This is a genomic window from Acidithiobacillus ferrivorans, from assembly GCF_016250455.1.
Lineage (GTDB): Bacteria > Pseudomonadota > Gammaproteobacteria > Acidithiobacillales > Acidithiobacillaceae > Acidithiobacillus > Acidithiobacillus ferrivorans.
This window is the reverse complement of record NZ_CP059488.1, coordinates 2,560,894-2,583,730: the sequence shown is the minus strand read 5'-3', so window position 1 is coordinate 2,583,730 and position 22,837 is coordinate 2,560,894. Positions and strand designations below refer to the sequence as shown.

17 protein-coding genes are annotated in these 22,837 nt (G+C 56.1%); 5 read left to right on the top strand and 12 right to left on the bottom strand.

What is annotated here, in order from left to right; genetic code table 11:
• The first annotated feature begins 1 nt into the window (after window position 1).
• Genes glgX through H2515_RS12830 form a run of 3 tightly spaced genes read left to right on the top strand, consistent with a single transcriptional unit; the run spans window position 2 to window position 9,101 of the window.
• Window positions 2-2,134 carry a glycogen debranching protein GlgX gene (gene glgX, locus H2515_RS12840; protein ID WP_198660312.1) on the top strand — a complete coding sequence of 711 codons (2,133 nt, stop codon included), beginning with the start codon at window positions 2-4 and terminating at the stop codon, window positions 2,132-2,134.
• Window positions 2,131-3,966, top strand: coding sequence for a malto-oligosyltrehalose trehalohydrolase (gene treZ, locus H2515_RS12835; protein WP_198660311.1), 1,836 nt, complete (start codon window positions 2,131-2,133; stop codon window positions 3,964-3,966). Before glgX ends, treZ begins: the two co-directional genes overlap by 4 nt.
• Complete coding sequence (locus H2515_RS12830) at window positions 3,963-9,101, top strand: malto-oligosyltrehalose synthase (protein WP_198660310.1); 5,139 nt, start codon at window positions 3,963-3,965, stop codon at window positions 9,099-9,101. Before treZ ends, H2515_RS12830 begins: the two co-directional genes overlap by 4 nt.
• Here H2515_RS12830 and H2515_RS12825 read toward each other — a convergent pair.
• The 10 genes from H2515_RS12825 to H2515_RS12780 form a co-directional block, all read right to left on the bottom strand.
• Window positions 9,091-9,237 carry a hypothetical protein gene (locus tag H2515_RS12825; RefSeq protein WP_198660309.1) on the bottom strand — a complete coding sequence of 49 codons (147 nt, stop codon included), beginning with the start codon at window positions 9,235-9,237 and terminating at the stop codon, window positions 9,091-9,093. The two genes, H2515_RS12830 and H2515_RS12825, sit on opposite strands and share 11 nt — an antisense overlap.
• The gene (locus H2515_RS12820) at window positions 9,231-9,491 is read right to left on the bottom strand and encodes a hypothetical protein (RefSeq protein ID WP_014028082.1); all 261 of its coding nucleotides are present in this window, start codon (window positions 9,489-9,491) and stop codon (window positions 9,231-9,233) included. Before H2515_RS12820 ends, H2515_RS12825 begins: the two co-directional genes overlap by 7 nt.
• Before the next feature lie 343 nt (window positions 9,492-9,834).
• A complete protein-coding gene (locus tag H2515_RS12815; protein ID WP_232821632.1) occupies window positions 9,835-10,485 on the bottom strand; it encodes a cytochrome c1 in 651 nt (216 codons plus the stop codon).
• Window positions 10,486-10,568: 83 nt separating this feature from the next.
• Window positions 10,569-11,777, bottom strand: a complete 1,209-nt coding sequence (locus H2515_RS12810) for a cytochrome b (RefSeq protein WP_014028085.1) — start codon at window positions 11,775-11,777, stop codon at window positions 10,569-10,571.
• A gap of 27 nt (window positions 11,778-11,804) precedes the next feature.
• Window positions 11,805-12,443, bottom strand: coding sequence for a ubiquinol-cytochrome c reductase iron-sulfur subunit (gene petA / locus H2515_RS12805; RefSeq protein WP_223306865.1), 639 nt, complete (start codon window positions 12,441-12,443; stop codon window positions 11,805-11,807).
• A gap of 79 nt (window positions 12,444-12,522) precedes the next feature.
• Complete coding sequence (locus H2515_RS12800) at window positions 12,523-13,311, bottom strand: YciK family oxidoreductase (protein ID WP_014028087.1); 789 nt, start codon at window positions 13,309-13,311, stop codon at window positions 12,523-12,525.
• Window positions 13,304-14,116 carry a c-type cytochrome gene (locus H2515_RS12795; protein ID WP_198660307.1) on the bottom strand — a complete coding sequence of 271 codons (813 nt, stop codon included), beginning with the start codon at window positions 14,114-14,116 and terminating at the stop codon, window positions 13,304-13,306. The genes H2515_RS12800 and H2515_RS12795 overlap by 8 nt, the downstream gene beginning before the upstream one ends.
• A gap of 553 nt (window positions 14,117-14,669) precedes the next feature.
• Window positions 14,670-15,107 carry a hypothetical protein gene (locus H2515_RS12790; RefSeq protein WP_035191894.1) on the bottom strand — a complete coding sequence of 146 codons (438 nt, stop codon included), beginning with the start codon at window positions 15,105-15,107 and terminating at the stop codon, window positions 14,670-14,672.
• Window positions 15,108-15,297: 190 nt separating this feature from the next.
• A complete protein-coding gene (locus tag H2515_RS12785; protein ID WP_051984728.1) occupies window positions 15,298-15,999 on the bottom strand; it encodes an MBL fold metallo-hydrolase in 702 nt (233 codons plus the stop codon).
• A gap of 167 nt (window positions 16,000-16,166) precedes the next feature.
• Window positions 16,167-17,132 (bottom strand): CysB family HTH-type transcriptional regulator, encoded by a 966-nt coding sequence (locus H2515_RS12780; protein ID WP_035191893.1) that lies wholly within the window; start codon window positions 17,130-17,132, stop codon window positions 16,167-16,169.
• A 213-nt stretch (window positions 17,133-17,345) separates the two neighbouring features.
• On the opposite strand from H2515_RS12780, the gene tal reads away from it, so the two are divergent.
• Window positions 17,346-18,437, top strand: a complete 1,092-nt coding sequence (tal, locus tag H2515_RS12775) for a transaldolase (RefSeq protein ID WP_198660306.1) — start codon at window positions 17,346-17,348, stop codon at window positions 18,435-18,437.
• Window positions 18,438-18,467: 30 nt separating this feature from the next.
• On the opposite strand, the gene H2515_RS12770 is transcribed toward tal, so the two are convergent.
• Together H2515_RS12770 and H2515_RS12765 are read right to left on the bottom strand one after the other, a co-directional pair.
• A complete protein-coding gene (locus H2515_RS12770) occupies window positions 18,468-19,241 on the bottom strand; it encodes an enoyl-ACP reductase FabI (RefSeq protein WP_014028094.1) in 774 nt (257 codons plus the stop codon).
• 23 nt (window positions 19,242-19,264) lie between these two features.
• Window positions 19,265-21,118, bottom strand: a complete 1,854-nt coding sequence (locus H2515_RS12765) for a LysM peptidoglycan-binding domain-containing protein (protein ID WP_198660305.1) — start codon at window positions 21,116-21,118, stop codon at window positions 19,265-19,267.
• Between the two features lie 263 nt (window positions 21,119-21,381).
• Between H2515_RS12765 and gltX the strand changes: the two genes are divergently transcribed.
• Complete coding sequence (gene gltX, locus H2515_RS12760) at window positions 21,382-22,782, top strand: glutamate--tRNA ligase (RefSeq protein WP_198660304.1); 1,401 nt, start codon at window positions 21,382-21,384, stop codon at window positions 22,780-22,782.
• Window positions 22,783-22,837 lie beyond the last annotated feature (55 nt).

The following is a 22,837-nucleotide window of genomic DNA, read 5'->3' as shown; positions in this document are numbered from 1 at the left end:
GGTGAAAAGAAAACCTGCACTATGGCCAGGTTGTCCCTATCCTTTAGGCGCAGCATGGGATGGAAATGGGATCAATTTTGCCCTCTTTTCAGGGCAGGCCGAGCGCGTGGAGCTCTGCCTGTTCGATGCCAAGGGGGAGCAGGAGACGCATCGACTCCCCCTGCCCGAGAAAAGTAACGAGATCTGGCATGGCTATCTGCCTGAGGCCACACCCGGCCTCGTCTATGGCTACCGGGTACATGGTCCCTATGCGCCCGAACAGGGCCAACGCTGCAATCCCCACAAACTTCTGCTGGACCCTTACGCCAAAGCGATGGTGGGCACACTGGACTGGAATGACGCGCATTTCGGCTACCACATCGGCAACGTCAAAGCGGATCTGTCGTTAGATAAACGGGATGATGCCCCGCAGATGCCCAAGGCAGCCGTGGTGGATAACCGCTTCGATTGGGGCGATGACCGGCCGCCGCGCACCCCCTGGTCGGACACGGTTATCTATGAGGCCCATGTGCGTGGGCTCAGTATGCAGCACCCCGAGGTTCCCAAAAACCTCCGCGGAACCTGTGCCGGTCTCGCCTCAGCGCCCATACTTGGGCACCTACAAAAGCTTGGAGTGACCGCCATCGAATTGTTGCCGATACAGACTTTTGTAGATGACCGCGATCTGGTGGAGCGTGGGCTGCGCAACTACTGGGGTTACAATTCCCTGGGCTTTTTTGCGCCCCACCCCCTGTATCTGGCGAGCGGTAAAATCGACGAGTTCAAGGAGATGGTCAAGGCACTTCACAAATCGGGTATCGAGGTGATTCTGGACGTGGTCTACAACCATACGGCCGAAGGCAACCAATTGGGTCCCACCCTCAGCTTCCGCGGTATCGACAACGCCGCCTATTATCGTTTGGTCGCGGATGAACCCCGCTATTACATCGACACTACCGGTTGTGGCAATTCCTTCAACGCCGATCACCCAAGGGTCATGCAGCTTATTCTGGACTCCCTGCGCTATTGGGTGGAAGAAATGCACGTGGACGGCTTCCGCTTCGATCTCGCCGTTTCTTTGACTCGCCCCTTCCGCTCCGATGACCGCATGGGACCACTCTTCGAAATCCTGCTCCAGGATCCCGTGCTCGCCCGGGTCAAACTCATTGCTGAGCCCTGGGACCTGGGGGAAGGTGGTTACAAACTGGGTGCATTTCCGCCCGGCTGCGCGGAGTGGAATGACCGCTACCGCGATACCTTGCGGGCCTTCTGGAAAGGCGACGACGGACAACTTGGAAGACTTGCCGCGCGTCTGGGCGGCTCCGCTGATTTGTATGCCAGGGCCGGACGCGGCCCCGCGGCGGGCATCAATTTCCTTACCGTCCATGATGGTTTCTCCCTGCATGATCTGGTGAGCTACAACGAAAAACACAACGAAGCTAACCAGAACGATAATCAGGACGGCAGCGATAATAATCTTTTCTGGAATTGCGGCGCCGAAGGCGAGACAGACGACGCTGAAATTAACGGCCTGCGCGCCCGGCAGCAGCGCAATCTTCTGGCCAGCCTGCTGTTCTCCCAAGGGGTACCTATGCTGCTGGCGGGTGATGAACTCAGCCACAGTCAACAGGGCAACAACAACGCCTATTGCCAGGATAACCCCTTGAGCTGGCTGCGTTGGGACGTCAACGCAGCGCAGCAAAAGCAACTGGATTTCCTCACACAAATAATCCAGTTGCGCCGGGATCATCCCAGCTTGCGACGTCGGCATTTTTTCCGCGGCCAGGCCGTGGCGCCAGACCAGACTAAGGATGTCCTTTGGCTTCATCCCGGCGGACGGGAAATGGGCGCCGAAGAATGGCAGGAAGGTGACGCACACTGCCTGGGTTTATACCTGGCGGGCACGGAGCTCACAGAGCTGGATGCACAGGGTCGGTCGGTAAAAGACGAGGATTTTCTGCTCCTGCTGAACGCCTTTCACGATAGTGTACCCTTCACGCTGCCGTCGCTGGCCGATGACAAATTATTCTGGGAGCTCCTCCTGGATACCGCTCAGGACGACGGCGCGGCCAAAGGGGCGCGGCAGAGCGGAGAGCGCTATCTGCTGCAAGGGCGTTCCCTCGTCCTCCTGCATCATGGGGGAAGGAGAAAATGATCCGCCGCCACGACATGCCCTTTGGCGCGATGGTGGAGGCGGAAGGGGTCCTTTTTCGGCTTTGGGCGCCGCGCGTGCAGCAGTTGGAGATCGCCCTGTCCTGGGCGGGCGGCGAGAAACGGCGCCCCATGGCGGGTGCGGCTGGTGGCTGGTGGCACCACTTCGCCCCGGGCCTGGGCAGCGGCGTCTGTTACCAGTTCCTACTGCCCGACGGTAGTGCGGTCCCCGATCCCGCCTCTCGATACCAACCCGAAGATGCCCAAGGTCCGTCGCTGGTCATCGACCCCGCCGCCTACGCCTGGCAGGACTGCCGTTGGCGGGGTCGGCCCTGGTACGAGACCGTGATCTACGAACTCCATGTGGGGACCTTCACCCCCGAAGGGACTTTCCGGGCCGCCATGAAACGCCTGGATGATCTGGCAGATCTGGGCATTACGGCGGTGGAGCTTATGCCTTTGGCAGACTTTCCCGGCCGCCGGGACTGGGGCTATGATGGCGTGCTCCCTTTCGCCCCGGATGCCGTTTATGGCAGGCCGGAGGATCTCAAGGCCTTGGTGGACGCCGCCCATGGCAAGGGACTCATGGTCTTCCTGGACGTGGTTTATAACCACTTCGGCCCCGAGGGCAATGCCCTGCATCGCTACGCCGAGGATTTTTTCACCCCAAGGCATCATACCCCCTGGGGTCCCGCCATCAATTTTGACGGACCGAACAGCCGCGTGGTACGCGACTTTTTTCGACATAATGCCCTGTATTGGTTGGAGGAATATCATTTTGACGGACTGCGTTTCGACGCCGTACATGCCATCTGCGACGACTCCCATCCCGACATCCTGGAAGAAATCGCCGCCGCTGTGGCCGCCGGGCCCGGGCAGGATCGTCAGATCCACCTGATGCTCGAAAATGATCACAATGCTGCTCACTATCTTGGATCAGGGGGCTATCGGGCCCAATGGAATGACGATTTCCACCATGCGCTGCATGTGCTGCTGACCGGGGAGAAGGACGGCTATTACAGGGATTTTGCCGACCAGCCCACCGATCATCTGGGTCGTTGTCTGGCGGAGGGGTTTGCCTGGCAGGGCCAAGCTTCTGTCTACCGCGGCCAGCGTGCCCGTGGTGAAGCCAGCGCGTACCTGCCCCCCATCGCATTTGTCAATTTTTTGCAAAACCATGATCAGATTGGCAATCGCGCCCGGGGCGAGAGGCTCTCCCGCCTCTGCCCCGCCGCAGCCCTGCGTGCCGCCGTCGCAGTGTTACTTCTCGCTCCCGCGGTGCCGCTCCTTTTCATGGGTGAAGAATTCGCCGCCATCAGCCCTTTCCTCTTCTTCTGTGATTTCAGTGGGGAACTGAGTCAAGCCGTGCGGGAGGGACGGCGCCGGGAATTTGCCGCTTTCGCGCATTTTTCCACCGGGGAGACAGCAACGCAAATACCAGACCCCGGTGCTGAATCGACCTTTATCGCCAGCACACTGGATTGGACACAGCGTAGTCGCGGCCCGCACGCGGATTGGTTACAGTATTACCGCCGGCTTTTACAGATCCGCAGGGACGAGATTGTGCCCCGTCTCGCCGGAGTTCCGGGGGACAGCGGCACCTGGCATCTTCTGGGAAAAACCGGCCTGGCAGTGCACTGGCGTCTGGCCGACGGCGCCATACTTTCTCTCTATGGGCAATGGGCACCAGAACCCCTGTTTTTGGACCTGATCCCTAAAGGCCGGATGGTCTTTGCGCAACCACCGGAGGCAACCGCCCTGCTGCAGAAAAAACGCCTCCCTGGTTGGGGAGTGCTCTGCCTGCTGGATGAAGACGCTGGGGAGCAACCCCCATGAAAGCATCCTTCGACAAGGACCTAATCCGTGAACTGTGTCAAAGCTATGGCGTTCTGGAGCATTATCACAACGCCTTCGGAAGGAAGCACGTTGTCCCGCAAGGCACTTTACTGGCCTTGTTAAACGCTTTGGGCGTACCGACAGAAAATGCGCAAGCTGCCCGCGAAGCCCTGCGACAGAAAGAGGCGGCATCATGGCAATCCCCCCTGCCGCCGCTCCTGGTGCAGCGGATCACCCCCGAGCCCCCCCGGGTAGCCCTTTCCCTACCCGTGGACGTCGCTCAGGAGATCTGGCATTGGCGCTTTTATCCTGAGGAGGGGGAAGCCCGAGAAGGCACATTCCAGCCCGCTGACCTGGAACTGCTGGAGGAAGGCTGCATCGGCACGCGAGTCTACCGGCGTTGCCGCCTGGAGTTGCCCTTTGCTCCCCGGCTGGGTTATCACCATCTCACCCTGCAGGGGCCAGACGGGCGCCGGGCAGAAATGCCGTGGATCACCGTCCCCGAAGCCTGCTATACGCCCGAAGCCATCCAGGAGTCGCGGAAAGTTTGGGGCCCTGCGCTGCAACTTTACGCGCTGCGTTCGGGTCGCAACTGGGGTATGGGTGATTTCAGCGATCTCCTGCAGGTGCTGGACATTGCGGCCCAATCTGGCGCGGAGCTGGTTGGTCTCAACCCATTACATGCGCTTTTCCCAGACAATCCCCACCATGCCAGTCCCTACAGCCCTTCCAGTCGAAAATTCCTCAACATTCTCTATGTGGACGTGGAAGCTGTGCCGGAGTTTGCCCATTGTGAGGCGGCCCACGACAAGGTCTATGACGCTCATTTCCAGGCCGATCTGCGCGCCTTGCGCGGCACTGACCTGGTGGACTATGGGGGGGTGGCCGCCGCCAAGCGGGAGATTCTGGAGCTCCTCTATCGCGCCTTTCGCGAAACGGAACTGCCGGGCAATGGCGAGCGCGCCCGTGCCTTCCGCCAATTTCAGATAGAGGGCGGCGCGGCGCTCTTCCGCCTGGGGGTTTTCGAGGCCCTGCGGGAACACCTCCAGACCCAGGATCCTCCCCCCTGGGGTTGGCCGGTCTGGCCTGAAAAATATCGTCGTCCCGAAGCACCTGCGGTAGCGGAGTTTGCCACGCAGCAGCCGGATCGTGTGGAATTTTTTCAGTATTTGCAATGGGTTGTAGCCGAACAGTTGGATGCAGTCGGCCAGCGTTCCTATGCCCTCGACCTGGGTATCGGTCTCTACCAGGACATTGCGGTGGGCGTCGACCCGGGTGGTTTTGATGCGTGGAATGACCAGGACCTGTATGTCCCCAACATCCATATAGGCGCTCCCCCCGATGCCTTTAACCGTAAAGGCCAGGATTGGGGACTGCAACCGTGGCACCCTCTGCGCCTACGCAAGGCAGCCTATGCGCCGTTTGTCGCCCTTTTGCGCGCTAATATGCGGGTTGCTGGCGCCATCCGTCTGGATCACATCCTGGGCCTGATGCGTTTGTACTGGATACCTGCCGGTGAAAGCCCCGCAAGAGGCGGCTATGTGCGCTATCCTCTGGACGAGCTCCTCGGCATCCTTACGTTAGAGAGTCAACGTCATCATTGTCTGGTGGTAGGCGAAGATCTGGGCATGGTGACAGAAGAAATCAGGGACGCCCTCCAGTCCTGGGGCATCCTCTCCTATCGCGTGCTTCTGTTGGAAGCCGACCCGCAACACGGATACCGGCCTCCAGAGGATTACCCGGCATGGTCGGTGGCGGCGCTAACAACCCACGATCTGCCCACTCTGGCGGGGTTTTGGCAGGGGCTGGATCTGGATACCCGCGCCGCACTGGATCTGATCCCCGATACCGCGACGCGCGACAGTCTCATTGTTGAACGTGCCCGGGACCGCAGCTTTCTCCTCCTTGCTCTGGAACGGGAGGGGCTTCTGCCGAGAGGGGTTGGTGTACAGCCGGTGGATCTCTCAAAACTGACAGATGACATGATTCGCGCGATTCATCACTTGCTGGCCCGTGCCGCTAGTGCCGTGCTACTGGTACAAATGGATGACGTTCTGGCCGTGACGGACCAGAGCAACCTGCCCGGCACGGCAGATCAGTACCCTAACTGGCGGCGCAAACTCCCCCTGACTCTGGAACAATGGGCCGAAGATCCGCACGTCAACGGCCTTTTCGCGACCCTGCGCGAAGTGCGTCCTGTGCCGCCACGCGGACAGATCGCTGAGGCGACAATCCCCATTCCACGCGCCACTTATCGCCTGCAGTTTAACCAGAACTTCACCTTCAATGATGCCGCCGCCCTCGTTCCTTATCTGACCCGTCTCGGTATCAGCCATTGCTATGCTTCGCCCATCCTCAAGGCCCGCAAAGGCAGCCCGCACGGTTACGACATTGTCGATCATAATGCGCTGAATCAGGAAATCGGCAGCTCCGAGGATTTTCTGCGTTTTTCCGACACTCTGGCCGCGCACGGCATGGGCCTCATGCTGGACATCGTACCCAACCACATGGGTGCGCTGGGCAGTGACAATGCTTGGTGGCTGAATGTGCTGGAGCACGGACCAGCATCGCCCTACGCGGACTATTTCGACATCGACTGGTATCCGTTGAACCCGCAACTGCGCGGCAAAGTGCTTTTGCCGGTCCTGGGCGACCATTACGGCCAGGTCTTGGAAGACGGCGAGCTGAAACTGTGTTTCGCAGCGGAACAGGGAGAAATCTACATCCAATATCTGGAAAACAGTTTCCCTGTAGATCCCCGCGAATATCCGCGAATCCTCGACCTGCGTGCCGATATCCTGCGCACCGAGCTGGGTATGGAGCACCCCGACACGCAGGAACTGGCCACGCTTTCCGACGCCTTGCGCCGTTTGCCAGAGCGGTACAGTGCCGAGGCGGAAAGCCGGGCAGCCCGGGTCAGAGATGGCACGGTATATCGGCGCCTGCTGGCGGAGCTCTGTGCCAGATCTCCGGAGGTCACGGCCTTTCTGCAGGAAAACATAGTGCTCTTCAACGGCCATCCCGGTGATGCAGAAAGTTTTGACAGTCTGCATCGGTTGATTGAGGCGCAAGCCTACCGCCTCGCTTTCTGGCGCGTGGCGGCGGATGATATCAATTACCGCCGCTTTTTTGACATTAACGATCTGGCTGGCTTACGGATGGAGGACCCCGCCGTTTTCGGCGATGCCCACCGGCTCATTTTCCGACTCCTGTCCGAAGGGCGTGTAAATGCCCTGCGCATCGATCACCCGGATGGACTCTACGATCCGCAGATGTATTTCCGCCGCATCCAGGCTTGGCGGGCCTGGCGGCAAGCCCGCCGCGACAAGGGCGGCAGAAGCCTCTACCTGGTAGTGGAAAAGATCCTCGCAGACGGCGAAGCCATGCCCCCGGACTGGCCGGTACACGGCAGTACCGGCTACGACTTTGCCAACGACGTGACCAGCCTTTTCGTGAATGACCGAGCGCGGGCGGCCTTCGAGCGCCTGTACAGCGCCTTCATCGGTCATCCGTGCGACTTCGATACGCTCCTCTATGACTGCAAAAAACTGATCATGAAAAGCTCCATGGCCAGCGAACTCAATGTATTGGCTGACCATCTCAGCCATATTGCCCAGACCGACCGGCGCACCCGGGACTACACCTTGAACGGCCTGCGCTGGGCACTCCAGGAAGTGATCGCCTACTTTCCGGTCTACCGGACCTACAGTGCCGATGGAATTCTTCTGGATGCGGACCGGCAGCGCGTCCAAACCGCCATAAACCAGGCTCGCCGCAACAGCCAGGCGGAAGATGTCAGCGTCTTCCAGTTTCTGGAGGAGGTGCTGACCCTGTCCGCCCTGCCTGGGAACCCTCCGGCCTACACTCGGGAGCGTATCGCCTTTGTCGGCAAATTCCAGCAATACACCGGCCCGGTGATGGCCAAAGGCGGTGAGGACACCGCCCTCTATCGCTACCAACGCCTCACATGTCTCAATGATGTGGGCGGCGATCCCCGTCATTTCGGCATTTCTGTCGCCGCCTTCCACAAAAGCTGCCGCGACCGTGCTGCGTACCGCCCCCACGACATGCTGACCAGTTCGACTCATGACAGCAAACGCTCCGAAGACGTACGGGCCCGCATCGCCGTGCTCTCGGAGATGCCGAAACGCTGGCAACAGGCACTGCAACGCTGGCAGCATCTCAATAACGGCAAAAAGGGTCGGATCGACGGCAATTCCGCTCCCGATGCCAATGACGAGTACCTGATCTATCAAACTTTGCTCGGCACTTGGCCCGCTCAGGAAACGCCCGATGCCGACTACGTGGAGCGCATCGTCGCCTACATGCGCAAGGTGGTCCGTGAAGCCAAAGTGCACAGCAGCTGGATCAATCCCGACAGCGCCTACGAAGAGGCCCTGGAACGCTTCATCCGCGCTATTCTGGACCAAGACTCCCATAATCCTTTCCCGTCGGCCTGCACTGATCTATGCCGAATCATTCGTCATTTCGGCACACTCAACAGCCTCGGCATGACCCTGCTCAAACTCACGGCCCCCGGTGTGCCGGATATTTATCAGGGCTGTGAAGACTTGGTCTTGCACCTGGTCGATCCTGACAATCGACGACCGGTGGATTTTGCCGCTTATTCTGATGCGTTATCAGAATTGGAATCGCGATTCTCGGTGCATGTGCGCACAGAAGACCTGCAGGATCTCCTCATTGAGCCCGACCGGGGCCGTCTCAAGCTCTATCTCACCTGGCGCAGCCTGGAGGCCCGGCGCCAGCGGCCAGAGCTATTCCAAAGCGGCAGCTATATCTCTCTGCGCGCGTGTGGGAAGCATGCGAAGCATCTCTGCGCCTTCGCCCGCAAAGGACCAGACGGTGTGGCCTTGACCGTGGTGCCGCGTCTCTGCTTCCGCCTTCTAGGCGCCGACGAAAGCCACCCTCTGCCGCTAGGGCTTGAGGTCTGGGAAGACACCGCGCTGATTCTTCCCAAGAACTGGAAAGCACTGCGGTTCCGAAATCAATTCACCGGTGAGGATCTGGACCTGCAGGGAGGGGCAGAGGCATTGTCCGTAGGTCGTCTGCTTTCACGCTTCCCCCTAGCGCTCCTCTTGGCTGATCCAGAGTCATCGGTTCAAGCTAAGAGTTAATTTCCTCATGCTTGTATTCCGCCGCGTCCATATGGTTGCGGAGCTTATCGGCCGCCAGCCAGAGTTTGGCTTCAAAACCGATATTGGCGGTGGCGGCGGTGGCTTTTTTTTGTCCGGAAAAAATGCTCGTCAGCAAGTCTGCTGTGCGGCTGTGCGGATACGATAACGCTCCAAGCGGATAACCAGGAGAATACCAATAATCTGCCCGGCAAAAATTGCAACAAATTCCAGTAGGTAGTTTGTTGCAAACCAATGACCTACAGCAATAGACAGTATCAAAATGGGCATAGCATAAAGTATAAGATTTCCAAGGGTAAGAGCGATACCCATTATCTGCACGGCCCAGGCTGATGGCGTAGCCTGAATATTATGATTTTGGTTGGTTTTCATCACATCACACCTCTTTGTCGATGAAGGGATTGATCCGGTTGTCCGTACTAACCGCATATTCCTGTTTAATAAAAGCGAAATATGCCTGCTCTACTACCAACGCGTCTTCCAATGTCAATACATCGTCTATCATAAAGATGGTGGCGAAATGCTGGCAGCGAGTTTTTTTGGTCGACAGGGGATGACGAGCTTGTTTTGATCCAGCTCAAAAATCTTTGCGGATGAACACAACGCTTCCGCGGTGCTTGCCGAAGCGTGTGGCTAGGGGAAATAACGGTTGTGGGTGTTGTGTTCCCGGGCAACAATAAGCATTCTTTCCAAACTGCCCGGGGGTATTATAGCTTTAACTTCCTTTTACTCTGGTACCGACATGTCTACCCTTTTTCTTTAAGTCTAGCCAATATGCCGTCTTCAGAAGGTAGGCGAGGATTGTGAATAGCAATAGAATGCCAATAATGTACGGACCAAGAGCCATTCTCTTGAAATATGACGGATCCGAGGCATACCGGAGAAATGCGACGACATCAGCAACATTCTTATGGTATTCCGCAGGAGACAACTTCCCAGGATAAATGACCTGGCCTTTGGGTCCTACGGTACCCCCCCATGGGGCCAATACATTAGGCATGGCAACCATCGGGAAAACATAGTTATTCCAACCCGATGGACGGGCAGGATCCCAATAAAATGACAGTAGATACGTATAAATAAACTTCGATCCCAAATATCTGTCCATATGACTCAGGTCCGGAGGTGGCTTTCCTAACCATTTGGCTGCCATGTCAGAGGGCATCGGAGAATCTATTGTCCCCTTAAATGCGGCGCCACTCGGCAGCATTATGTCCTTCACCACCTCACTTTTCGACATACCCAGATCTGCAGTGAGGTATTCATAACGCAATGAACTGACAGAGTGGCAAGCCATACAATGGGCGGCAAAGTACCTGGCCCCGGCTATCACGGTGGTTCGATTGAACGTGTAATGAGGTGTCATCCAATGCACGGTTTCACCCGCACCAAAAGCCAGAGTGGGCACCAACATTGACACAAACAAGAAACATAAATATCTGTACTTGCTCATCCTGTTACCCTCTCCGGTACGGGCCGCGTTGGCTCTATCATGCTAATGATAGGCAGCAATATATAAAATCCGAGGTATAAAGCTGTTGCCACCCGTTCTATCAAGAAGAATTTAGGTAGCGGTGGCTGTTCACCCACCCACGCCAAAGTAATGAAGGAGATTCCGGCAACAATAAGCATGGTCTTGTATACAGGACGATATCTACTAGACCGAACGGGATTGCGATCAAGCCAAGGTAGCAGGAACGGCAGCAACACCGAGGTAATCATTATCGTAATTCCATAATACTTGTTAGGTACTGCCCGGAGCATTGCATAATAAGGCGACAGGTACCATGGCGGGGTCACGTCTGGCAAGCTAACCATCGGGTTCGCGGCAAGGAACGTTGTACGCTCCATAAAGATACCATGCATTGTCGGCGCATAGAATATGATCGTGACAAATATGGTCAGGAAAACACCCACCCCAAATAAGTCCTTCACCGTATAATATGGATGAAATGGTATACCATCTAATGGTTTTCCATTTGCCCCCTTGTGTTTCTTTATTTCGATGCCATCAGGATTGTTTGAGCCCACTCTATGCAAGGCTACAATATGCATCACGATAGCTGCGAGAATGATAAGAAAGAATAGAACAACATGCAGCGCCAGAAAACGCTGCAATGTCGCAGTCCCAATGCCTGGACCACCGCGTGCCAGCGTGGTGAGGGAGGGTCCGACTATCGGCACCGCATGTATGATCGAGGTGATCACCTCTCCGGCCCAGTAAGACAGGTTTCCGAATGGCAGCACATACCCGACAAACGCCTCGGCCATCATTAACAAATAAATAACATACCCGATAATCCACACCAATTCTCGTGGGGTGCGATGCGATCCGTACAAAAGTCCACGAAACATGTGGGCATAAAGCAATATAAATATAAGGGATACGCCATCCACATGCATATAGCGTATCAGCCAACCCCAGTTGGTGTCATACATGATACCTTGCACAGAAGCGAAGGCACCCTGGGAGGTGGGATCGTAATGGGCCATCAAAAAAAAGCCGCTGATTAGCTGAATTACGATCATCAGCAGGAGCAGGGATCCTGCATAATATAGAATGTTAAAGTTTTTTGGTGCGAAATACTCCGTTAGATGCTCTTTTACAGTCTCATCTAAAGGAAGTCTCTGATTAACCCATACTGAGAATCTACTCATCGGAACTACCCCTCAATTATCAGCTAGTCAACACAAGTGAGCTTTTGGATACATATGGGTAATCGTGGTGCTCATCTTTTCAGTGGAGATCTCATACTCCGGCACAGCCATATTATGCGGGGCAGGGGAACCTTGTATTACCCGGCAAGACAGATCATACATGGAACCGTGGCATGGGCAGTGAAACCCTCCGAGCCACCATGGCGCAACGCTACCTTTCTTTGGCCTATAATGGGGGATGCAGCATAAATGATTACAAATGCGTATCCCGACATACCATTCAGGAATCCTGGAGCGATACATATTCGTACAGTAGGGAGGTTGCTGTGGCACTTTACATAGCGGGTCTTTTAAAATCCCTTTATCCATCGTCTCTTTTAGTGAAGCCAACATCTCCGGGGTCCGATTTATTATTATTACCGGTTTTTTCTGCCACGGAACCGTAACCTGCATACCAGGTTCAATGGGGCTTAGATCTACCGTGGTTGACGACGCCGCCAATGCTGCTGCTGTTGGTTCCATTGATTCAATTAGCGGCACAACAGTCATCCCACCTACCACTACTCCGACAGCAGATGTCGCCGCCGTCAAAAATCTCCGACGGGTAATATTCTTATGATCGTGTTCCGCATCTGTAACCGTTGTCATTTCTATAACCTCGCTCATGCCCCAAGATCCACATCGTAATTACTAGAGTATCCCTATTCTGCCGCGGCTGGCATTGTCCGCATCCATAGAGATCGCCTTATTGTACCAGAGCAACCTTCCTACTATCGTCGTGCTCCGCGTCTAACCATTCTCTAGCATCCATTATTTGACCGCGTACTCCCTTGCTATCTGGCCCCATCAAATAATTATAGACTGGCATTATTGCCTTTGGTGGTGGGACTGACATTATGGATGCCCCGGGGTGTGTCCGCACCCGCATCCCCGTGCGGCACGGTCCAGGATTTATCACATTTACTCGAACATTGGTCTTCTGCAATTCAACGGCGAGCGTGAGGGCGAGATGCTCCGTTGCCGCTTTACTAACGGCGTAAGCACCCCAATAGCCTTTTGCTTCGCGAGCACAATCGTCAGTTATAAACACTATTGAGCCATCACTTGATTCCAGCAGCATCGGCAAGCAAGCTTGCGTCAACAAGAATGGAGCAGTTGTATTAACTCTCATAGTGCCCTCCCATAACTCCTCATCATAATATTGGATTGGAGTTAATATATCGAGCTCCGCTGCATTATGCAGCACGCCATCTAGTCGGCCTAAATTCTCTTTTAGGCGTTGCGCAAAATCTATGTAATCGCTCGCTTTTGCGGTGAGCAAATTCATAGGGTGTATAACTGCCTGTTTATACCCTGAATCTATAATCTCGTCATACACAGCTTCCAGTTTTCGTTGCGTTCGGCCTAATAAAACGACCTCGGCACCCAAGCTGGCAAATTCCATCGCCGCACAGCGCCCAATCCCTTCACCGGCACCTGTGACAACAATCACGCGGCCACTTAGTAAGTTATCGGCAGGTACGTAATTATTCATTGGTGCCCCCTGGCAAGCTTCGTACATAGGTGGCTAACTCAGTAATCTGTGCTTCAGATAATCGTGATGCGACATAACGCATTATAGCGTGTGGGTCATTCGTTCTGAGACCTTTTTTGAAATAATTCAGTTGTAACACTACATAGGCTTGTCTTTGCCCCGCCAAACGAGGAAAGAGCGGTGGATCACCCAAGCCGGTTGGACCATGGCATGCCATGCACGCTGGCACCTGCTTATTAGAAATGCCGCCTTCAAATATTTTCTTACCCGCTGCCGCCAATTTTTGGTTGACCATCTTCCCTTTTGCCGGAATCTGCTTGGAATAGTAGTCGGCCACGTGCTGCACCTGTGCCGGAGTTAATGAAGCAGCCATGCCCCACATGATTGCCTTTGCCATAGGGTCCGCGCGCGTGTGACTTCGAAAGTTATCCAGCTGTTTGACTAGATACGGAGCCCATTGCCCCGCCAAGTCTGGAAACATCGCTCCTTGTGGAGATATTCCAGTCATTCCATGACATGCCATACAAGTGCTGCTCACTGATTGCGGAATATTTCCGGTTTGGGTATCCGCCGTTGTTTGTGCGCTTGCTGCAGAATGTGTTACGGCTGTGACGACCGCTGTAGAAGAAGCGGTAGCTGCGGCGACCCCTGCAGAAGAAGCGGTAGCTGCTACTTGCTTATTGTCATGCACTGTTGCCGCCGCACACTCGGTCATGGCAAAAAACACCGTGCCCATACTGACGAGCACGATAGGTACGGCTGCCCTTATTGCGCCAAGTCCTTTGGTGTAGCTAAGTCGGACCATCTGTCTCCACCCCCGCGTTAGCATGTACTTATCATCTTATACCCATTCACTTCCCATGTTCACCTTAATAAGACTATAGAAATTGATTATGGTCAACCCCCAATGTTCGTTATTGTCGCGATTGCTCGAAATAGAGCGCAAATTGCGTTCTTCAAAGGTGAGGAAGGGTGGCACCGTAGCATAGCGGCAGGATGCCGCCACTTCCGCCTAATCCTGGGGTTTGTTGTGCCAATATATTAGTTAATAATAGAAAATTAATGCAGCAATAATGCTTCAGACAAGGCTGACCCTTGATAGAAAAATCCGTAATCTTTCAAAAATCGGCAATAATACAATTATCAGGTATTATTATATCTTGTTGTCGGCAAAGGCACTTTTTGAGGATTGCGGAGCGAGGGCGCAAGGTCGAATTGCTGGTTGAAGCGGCATCCTTGACATAAATGATCGTTTTATAATGCTGTCGCTCCGATTGCAGGATATTTGGTCATTCGGGGGACACATGCCCCCTCTGCGCTCATCGCCCAGGCCTCCATGGCGAGACACTCGCTTCCCGTTATTCTTCTGGCCAATCTTTCCCATACAGTTTTTCTCCATGCTCCTGGTGCTGGAGATAGTTTTCATAGGACGGGATCATTTTCAGCTCCAGCCCGATGAATGGGCGCGGTTCAGCCAGCACTTTCGCCCGATAATCGGAAAGCTCTGGATGCCGTTCCAGAAACGCAGCCATTTCTCCGAGTTTGTTTGGCGGAATGGGCTTGTATTGATCATGATGGTCCTTGGAGAAGACCACCCAAGGGGCTTCCAGCGTCATCCATATGATAAGAGATACCGCTATGGATAAAATGTGCGGATGGAACGATCCCCATATCAAGTAAATGCTTGCTGCCGATATGGCAGCTGCAAAAATAGAATAGATTAGAAGCGCCAATGTGATCATGTTCTTTTTACTTTCTATCTCCGCCTTGGTCAGCGGCCTTTCGTAGAAATTCATGGCATCCCTCCGGTCTTGCAAGTTAATTACTTCAGTGCAACTGTATAATTAGTAGATGCATTGGGCACGAAAAAGTCGCGTTGCTGTCTATTATAGAGGGAGCTTCCTCTAATTTAAAATACCGCACATCAGTTATTCTAACGCATCATTAATATAGGGTGTTTTGTCAAAAAATGAAGCGCTGTAATGCTTACTGAACCCCCTGGTAAATTTCCGCAGAAGTCCCGCTTATAAAAGCTTCTTCGTTCGCATCTGGGGACCAGTTGGGCAGCATGCGCTGGCAAGCGCGTGCAAAGGCGCCCACGCGGCGACCGGTATAAAACCAGTGACAGCAGCGTCGTATCTCTTCTACACTGCTCATGCGTCGGCCTTTGAATTCGCGGCTTGGATAGACCAGGTATTCACCGGGGAATGTGAGCAAGCGTGAAGTGATACTCTGGTAAAGCTGGGTGACGTTGCTACTCTGCGGAGCGCAGACGCCCACACCTCCGGCGAGCAGCGTTTCACCGGTGAAGAGACGATCCCGCCACTGGTAGGCCACCGCACAGGGGCTTTGCCCGGGCGTATGGATAACTTTTACGGTTTCCTCACCCAAATACAGGGTGTCACCTTCTCTGGTCCGCAAGTCGGAGTGGACACCGGGTGCCCACTCATGCAGAACCACGCGCCCATCGGTAACGGCTTTTAAGGCCAACACCGTGTGTTCGTGGTCCAGATGGATGCAGGTTACCAAAATGTATTGAAGCGATAGATCTAGGCCTGCTATCGTTTTCAGCATGCCATCAACGGTGGCGAGCATGGGATCGACCACCGCCGCTGTGCGCGTTGCCGGGTCAGCGAAGAGGTAACTCAGCCTTTTGGTCTTTGGGTCAAAAAATTGTCGGAAGATCATGATCCCTGCCGTGAATTCGTTCTTGAGAGTAGTCGCATCGACACCATCTCCGAAGAGCTAAAAGACTGCCCTACGCTGGGTTAACAGAAAATTTGATGGAAGTATAAGCTTTATCAGAAAGAGAGGGAAATTGCTGGAAGCTGGGGCCGCCTGTCTTAGCGTTTCGATCAGCAGACCCTGTCTGGCAGTGGCGGGGTGGAATCGCCCGTACCAACCGCAGCCAGAGCCATATCGACAGTAAGTCGATCGAGGTGCGGGGCGAAAATCTCTATAAAAGCATATATGTACCGGCGTAAATAGCTTCCCTGGCGCAGGGCAAGGTAGGTGGTGCTCGGTTCGAAAAGGTGACTGGCATCGGCAACGCCCAAAGTCGAATCGCGCGCCGGGTCGTAGGCCATCTGCGCCACGATACCAATGCCAAGTCCGAGTTCCACATATGCCTTGATCACGTCCGAGTCGATGGCGGATAGCAGCACATTGGGTTTGATGCCCTGTGCAGCGAAGGCTTTGTCGATCGCGGAGCGTCCGGCGAAGGCCGTATCATAGGTGACAATGGGATACGCAGCGATCGATTTTAAGGTGAGGGGGCGTTTTTCCAAAATAGGGTGGCCGCGGGGCGCAACGACAGCGCGATTCCATTGATAGCAGGAAAGGGCGACCAAGCCGATGTGCGAGTTAAGGGCTTCGGTGGCGATGGCGATATCGACATCCCCCGTTGCCAACATTTCCGCGATCTGCGTGGGGCTGCCTTGGCGCAGCCGCAAATGAACCCCTGGATAACGCTCGGCAAAAATCTTGACCGCCTTGGGCATGACGTAACGTGCCTGGGTGTGGGTAGTGGCAACCACCAGCCTGCCATAATCCCCGCGCGAGAACTCCTGGCCCACCTTCCGGATGTTTTCCATGTCGTTCACCACGCGCTGGGCGAAGTCCACGATTTGCTCGCCCGCAGGCGTCATCCCGATCATCCGCTTACCTTTGCGCACAAAGAGTTCGACGCCGAGTTCATCCTCCAGAAGCTGAATCTGCTTGCTGACCCCCGGTTGCGAGGTATACAACGCTTCTGCGGCGGCTGAGACGTTGAATTTCTGGCGCACCACTGCACAAACGTATCGTAGCTGCTGTAAGTTCATTGATCCCCATTATCTTAACTGATGCCTGCATAGATGAGATGTATTATTATTTTAAATTGCATATATTACCAGCCAATTTTGACCTACAAGCCCTTGCTTACTAGCTTGGACTGACCGAAGACCGTCCGATGCCACGGTCTGCCAGACTCTGGTCTAAACTGAAGGTTGGGTGGATGTTGTGTATATTGGCAGTATCAAGTCAGGAGGATCAGCATGGCAACGGATTTGCGAGCACTCAGGAAGCAGGTTGGGCAAAGTATCTGGTTGGATAATTTGTCACGCACCCTCATCCATGACGATATTTTGCGGCGTTATATCGACGAGGACGGGATCAGCGGGGTGACCTCCAACCCCAGTATTTTTCAGAAGTCGATTCACTCCAGCCCCTACTATCAGGAGGATCTGCGCCAGCCTGCAGACTCCGCAGAACGGTTGTATGAGCGCCTGGTGGTGGATGATCTGCGTAAGGCCTGCGATCTGTTGCATCCGGTGCATGTGGAAACGGACGGCGATGACGGCTGGGTGAGTTGGGAGGAGTCGCCGCGGCTGGGGCAGGATGAGGCCGCTACGGTGACTGAGGCGCAACGGCTGCGTGGGTTGGTGCAGCGGGACAATCTGCTGATCAAAGTACCGGCGACGCCCGCAGGTATTCGTGCCTTCGCAACGCTCATTGGCCGTGGTGTGTCGGTCAACGTGACGCTGATGTTTGGGCTAAAACATGTCCGTGACGTATTTGCGGCCTATCAGAAAGGAATGACGCAGTGGGTGGCCAGCGGTGGTGATCCGCGCAAGGTGAAAGCGGTCGCCAGCCTCTTCCTGTCGCGGGTGGATACGCTGGTCGATCAAAAGCTGGAGATTATTGGTACGTCAGAGGCTTTGGCATTGCGGGGTAAGGCGGCCGTAGCGATGGCGAAATCGGCATACACCATTTATCAGGGGGTTTTTCACGGTAAGGACTTTGCGGCGCTGCGCGCTGCGGGGGGCAGACCCCAGTATCTACTCTGGGCCAGTACCAGTACCAAAAACGCTGCTTACTCCGATTTGCTCTATGTCGAGCCGCTGATGGGGCCGCAGACGATCAATACCTTGCCCGATGAAACGTTGGTCAAACTCCGTGATCACGGCAGCCTGGTGGCACGGATCGAAGATGATATGGCAGGAGCGCAGCAGACTATGGCGCGACTGGCCAGCCTGGGTATCGATATGGACGGAGCTGTCGCGGAGCAGTTGCAGGCCGAAGGTCTGGCCGTTTTTGCCAAAAGTTTCGAGGAAATGCTGGCGGAGGTGGGGCGCGCAATGGGGTGAGCGGCGCGCCGTGATGGTTCGGCGTACGTCTTAGAAGCCGACGGTGTTGAAACCTGCGTCCACGTAGGTGATCTCGCCGGTGATGCCAGAAGCGAGGTCGGAGCAGAGGAAGGCGGCGGTGTTGCCGACCTCTTCTTGCGTCACGTTGCGGTGCAGGGGCGCATGTTCCGCATAATGATCCAGAATTTTGCGGAACTCGCCGATGCCGCTGGCCGCGAGGGTACGGATAGGCCCCGCGGAAATGGCGTTGACGCGGATGCCGTCCGGCCCCAGCGCGTAGGCGAGATAACGGACGCTGGCTTCAAGGCTGGCCTTGGCGAGTCCCATTACATTGTAGTTGGCCATGGCGCGCTCGGCGCCGAGGTAGCTGAGAGCCAGCAAGGCGCCCTGCCGACCCTGCATGAGCGGGTGCATGGCCTTGGCCATGGCGGTGAAGCTGTAAGAGGATACCTCGTGGGCAATGCGGAAGCCCTCGCGGGTGGTGGCGTCCAGATAACTGCCGTTGAGTTCGTCTTTGGGCGCAAAAGCCGCGCCATGAATGCCGATATCGACGCCGCCCCAGAGTGACTGGATCTTATGCATGGTGCCAGCCAGTTGCTCCTCGTTCATCAGGTCCAGTTCCAGGGGTTCTGGTGCACCGATTTGGCTTGCCAGCTCTTCCACCCGGCTTTTGGTGCGCTCGCCCTGATAGGTGAGGAGCACTTCCGCACCCTGGCGATGCATGGCCAGAGCGATACCCCAGCAGATGGAGCGGTCATTGGCGACGCCGACAACCAGTGCCTTTTTTCCTCCCATAAAACCCATTGCAAAAACCCCTTACGCCAGAATCAGCGCGTATAAATGGTGAGACGTGAGCCCGGTTGAATATCGCTGGCCGAGGCTAGGCGATTCCACTGCATCAGCGAGTGGGGCTGGACATGGAATTGCTGGGCAATCTGCCAGAGCGTGTCGCCCTGACGCACTACATAAGTTGTCGTCCGTGCCTGGGTGGCCGCGCGTTCCTGCCGGTGATTGATAGCGGCAACTACTGTGTGTGCCGGGATGTTCAGCACCTGTCCAGGATGGAGGACGGTCCGCTCGGTGAGGTGGTTGGCGTGGGCCAGTACGGCGACGCCGACCCCGGCGCGTTGCGCGATTTGCCAGAGACTTTCACCGGGCCGGACGGTAAGGCGCTGGTGACCGCGCGCGGCCGTATGGACCAGTGTTGGTGTGGCACCGCCACGGATATGGAGGATTTCGCCGACCTGCAGGTCGCGCGCGGAACGGATATGGTTCCAGCGCATGAGGTCGTGGACGCTGACGCCGGCCCGCTGCGCGATCTGCGCGAGCGTGTTGCCCGGACGCACCCTGAGCGGCTGGCTGTTTTGCGCATAGACCGCATGACGCAGCCCGCTGGCGCCATAGACAACCAGGTGTTGTCCGACCTGCAGGTCGCGTGCGGAACGGATGTGATTCCAGCGTTTGAGATTGGTAATGCTGACCCCGGCCCGTTGCGCCAGATGCCAGAGCGTCTCACCGGGGCGGAGGGTGATGTGACTGAGTCGTGGTGCTGCTGCAGATGCGGCTACGGGTCGTGCGGTTACTTCCCGGGGCATGGTCAAAAGCGCTGTTTTCAGTGCTCCAGCCTTGTCTTTGGGAACTACGAGCTGGTAATCAGCCGGTGCGATGCCATAGCTCAGCCCGGCATTGAGGCGCCGCAATTCGCTGACCGGCATGTTCATCAGATTCGCTGCTACGTTGAGTGCCACGGACTTTGGGGTGGTTACTACCACAATATGTGCCGCATTGGGAATGACGGGCAGGGAAACATGGTAAGCCCTGGCGTTTTTGATGACCTGCGCCAGGGCGAGTAACTCGGCAACGTAGTTTTCTGTTTGCTTCGGGAGGGTGAGGTCCCAGAAGTCCGTGGGCTTGCCCGCCGCGACATTTTGCTGGATGGCGGCGGAGACGGTGCCTTGTCCGGCATTATAGGACGCGATGGCGAGGAGCCAGTTGCCGCCAAAATAGTTATAGAGATAAGACAGATAGTCGAGAGCGGCGTGCGTGGAGGCGGTGAGGCTCAGGCGGGGATCACCGTAGCGGGTATTTTGCAGGCCGAAATTGCGTGCGGTACCGGGTATGAATTGCCAGAGACCCGCTGCGGCCGCCGGAGAATAGGCCTTGGGGTTATAACCACTCTCGATAGCCGGTAGCAGCGCCAATTCCATAGGGAGGCCGCGCTGCGCAATTGCTGACACCACATAATAAAGGAAAGGACGGGAGTTATCGAAGATTTGTTCCAGCTTACCCTGGTGTTGCAGGAACCAGGTACGCCATTTGTCCACTTCTACCCGTGAGACCTCGCTGATCCGCAGGCCGTCATCAATATGTGTCCATACATTGCCGATCTCCGTCTGGTGACCAAAGGCACCTGATGCCTCGAACTGCTGCAGGGTGGCTGACAGGCTGGAAGCGTTGCCGCTTTGCCCGTTGCCGGATCCACCGCCTTGCAAATCCGCGGTTTGCCCGTTGCCGGACCCACCGCCTTGCAAATCCGCAGTTTGCCCAGTGCTGTTCAAGGCTTCTGCCACACCACTCTGAAGATCACTTTGTTGCAGGCCTATGGTCTGACTCTCCGCCCAGACCATAGGAATGCCCCCCAGCGCCATCAACGTGGCGACAGCGATGATTCCCTTTTTCATGCTACTCCTTCCTGGGCAGGCTCGGTCCACAATGGGCGTCCCGCAGATATAATCCTTCGTAAAATGATATTATAATAAACAGTGAGTTGGCATCGAGCTTGTCACCCGTTACTGGATAATAAGCAAAAGGAATGCCTTGAGTCAAACGATGTTTTCCGGTCTGTGCAGGGCATGATTCGCGGCGAAAGCCAGTGGTGCGAAGGATACCGGCGGGACAAAGAGGCTGTTACTATCCTCTTTTCGCTAGTCTCAGGTTGCGCGCCATGTCCGTTCGTACCCGTTTTGCCCCCAGTCCCACCGGTTATCTGCATATTGGTGGTGTGCGCACCGCGCTTTACTCCTGGCTGCATGCACGTCAGCAGGGAGGGCACTTCGTGCTGCGTATCGAGGATACGGATGTGGGGCGCTCGACGCCGGAAGCGACGGCCGCCATTCTGGAGGGGATGGCCTGGCTGGGGCTGGACTGGGATGAAGGTCCGTTCTATCAGATGCGGCGCATCGACCGCTACCGGGAAGTGCTGGCGCAGATGCTGGCGGCAGGGACGGCCTATCATTGCTATTGCAGCCGTGAAGAAGTGGAAGCCATGCGCGAAGATCAGCGCGGGCGCGGCGAGAAAGCGCGCTATGACGGACGTTGCCGGCAGCGCACGGCTGCGCGTGATGGGGTCACACCGGTGATCCGCTTCCGCAGCCCGGATGGCGGTGAGACCGTGGTGGAAGACCTGATTCACGGTACGGTGCGCTTTCAGAACAGTGAACTGGACGATCTGATTATTGCGCGCTCCGACGGGACGCCGACCTACAACTTCTGCGTGGTGGTGGATGACTGGGATATGGGGATCACCCATGTGATCCGCGGCGACGATCATCTCAATAATACGCCGCGGCAGATGCAGATTCTGCAGGCGCTGGGTGCGCGGGTGCCCGCCTATGCCCATGTGCCGATGATTCTCGGGCCGGACAAGCAAAAGCTGTCCAAGCGTCACGGGGCGGTGAGTGTGCTGGAATACCGCGAGCAGGGTTTTTTGCCTGACGCGCTGCTCAATTTTCTGGTGCGGCTGGGCTGGTCCCATGGCGATCAGGAAATCTTTACCCGCGAGGAAATGGTGGAATTTTTCCGCATTGATACGGTGAACAAGGCGGCATCGGCCTTCAACCCGGAGAAGCTGTTGTGGATCAATGCCCAGCATATGCAACGGCTGACGCCGGAAGGGCTGACGCAGCATCTACTGCCTTACCTCAACGCCGTGGGCGTAACCGAGTCTTTGCTGGCGTCCGGACCGGCCCTTCCGGCGGTGGTGGCGCTGTTGCAGGAGCGCTCCAAGACCTTGGTGGAGATGGCGGCGGCGGCGGCGATGTTCTATGTGGCGCCGGTGGCCGGTGAACCCAAAGATGTGGAGAAACATCTGCACGGACAGGGCGCCTTGCTGGTAACCCTGGCGCAGGCGCTGGACGCATTGCCGAACTGGGAGGCGGCGGCGATTCACAGCGTGCTACAGGAACTGGCGGTGACCCATGCCGACGGTAAGATGGGCAAGGTCGCGCAACCCCTGCGGGTGGCGGTGGCCGGGCGGGCGGTGTCACCGCCTATTGATGCGACGCTGGCTTTGTTGGGCAGGGAAGAGACGTTAGTGCGTTTGCGGCGGGCGACCGCCTGGATCTAGTCCCTTTTCGCCATTTAGGGTCTGCTGATACTTGGCGCGGAGCGGTGCTTTTGCG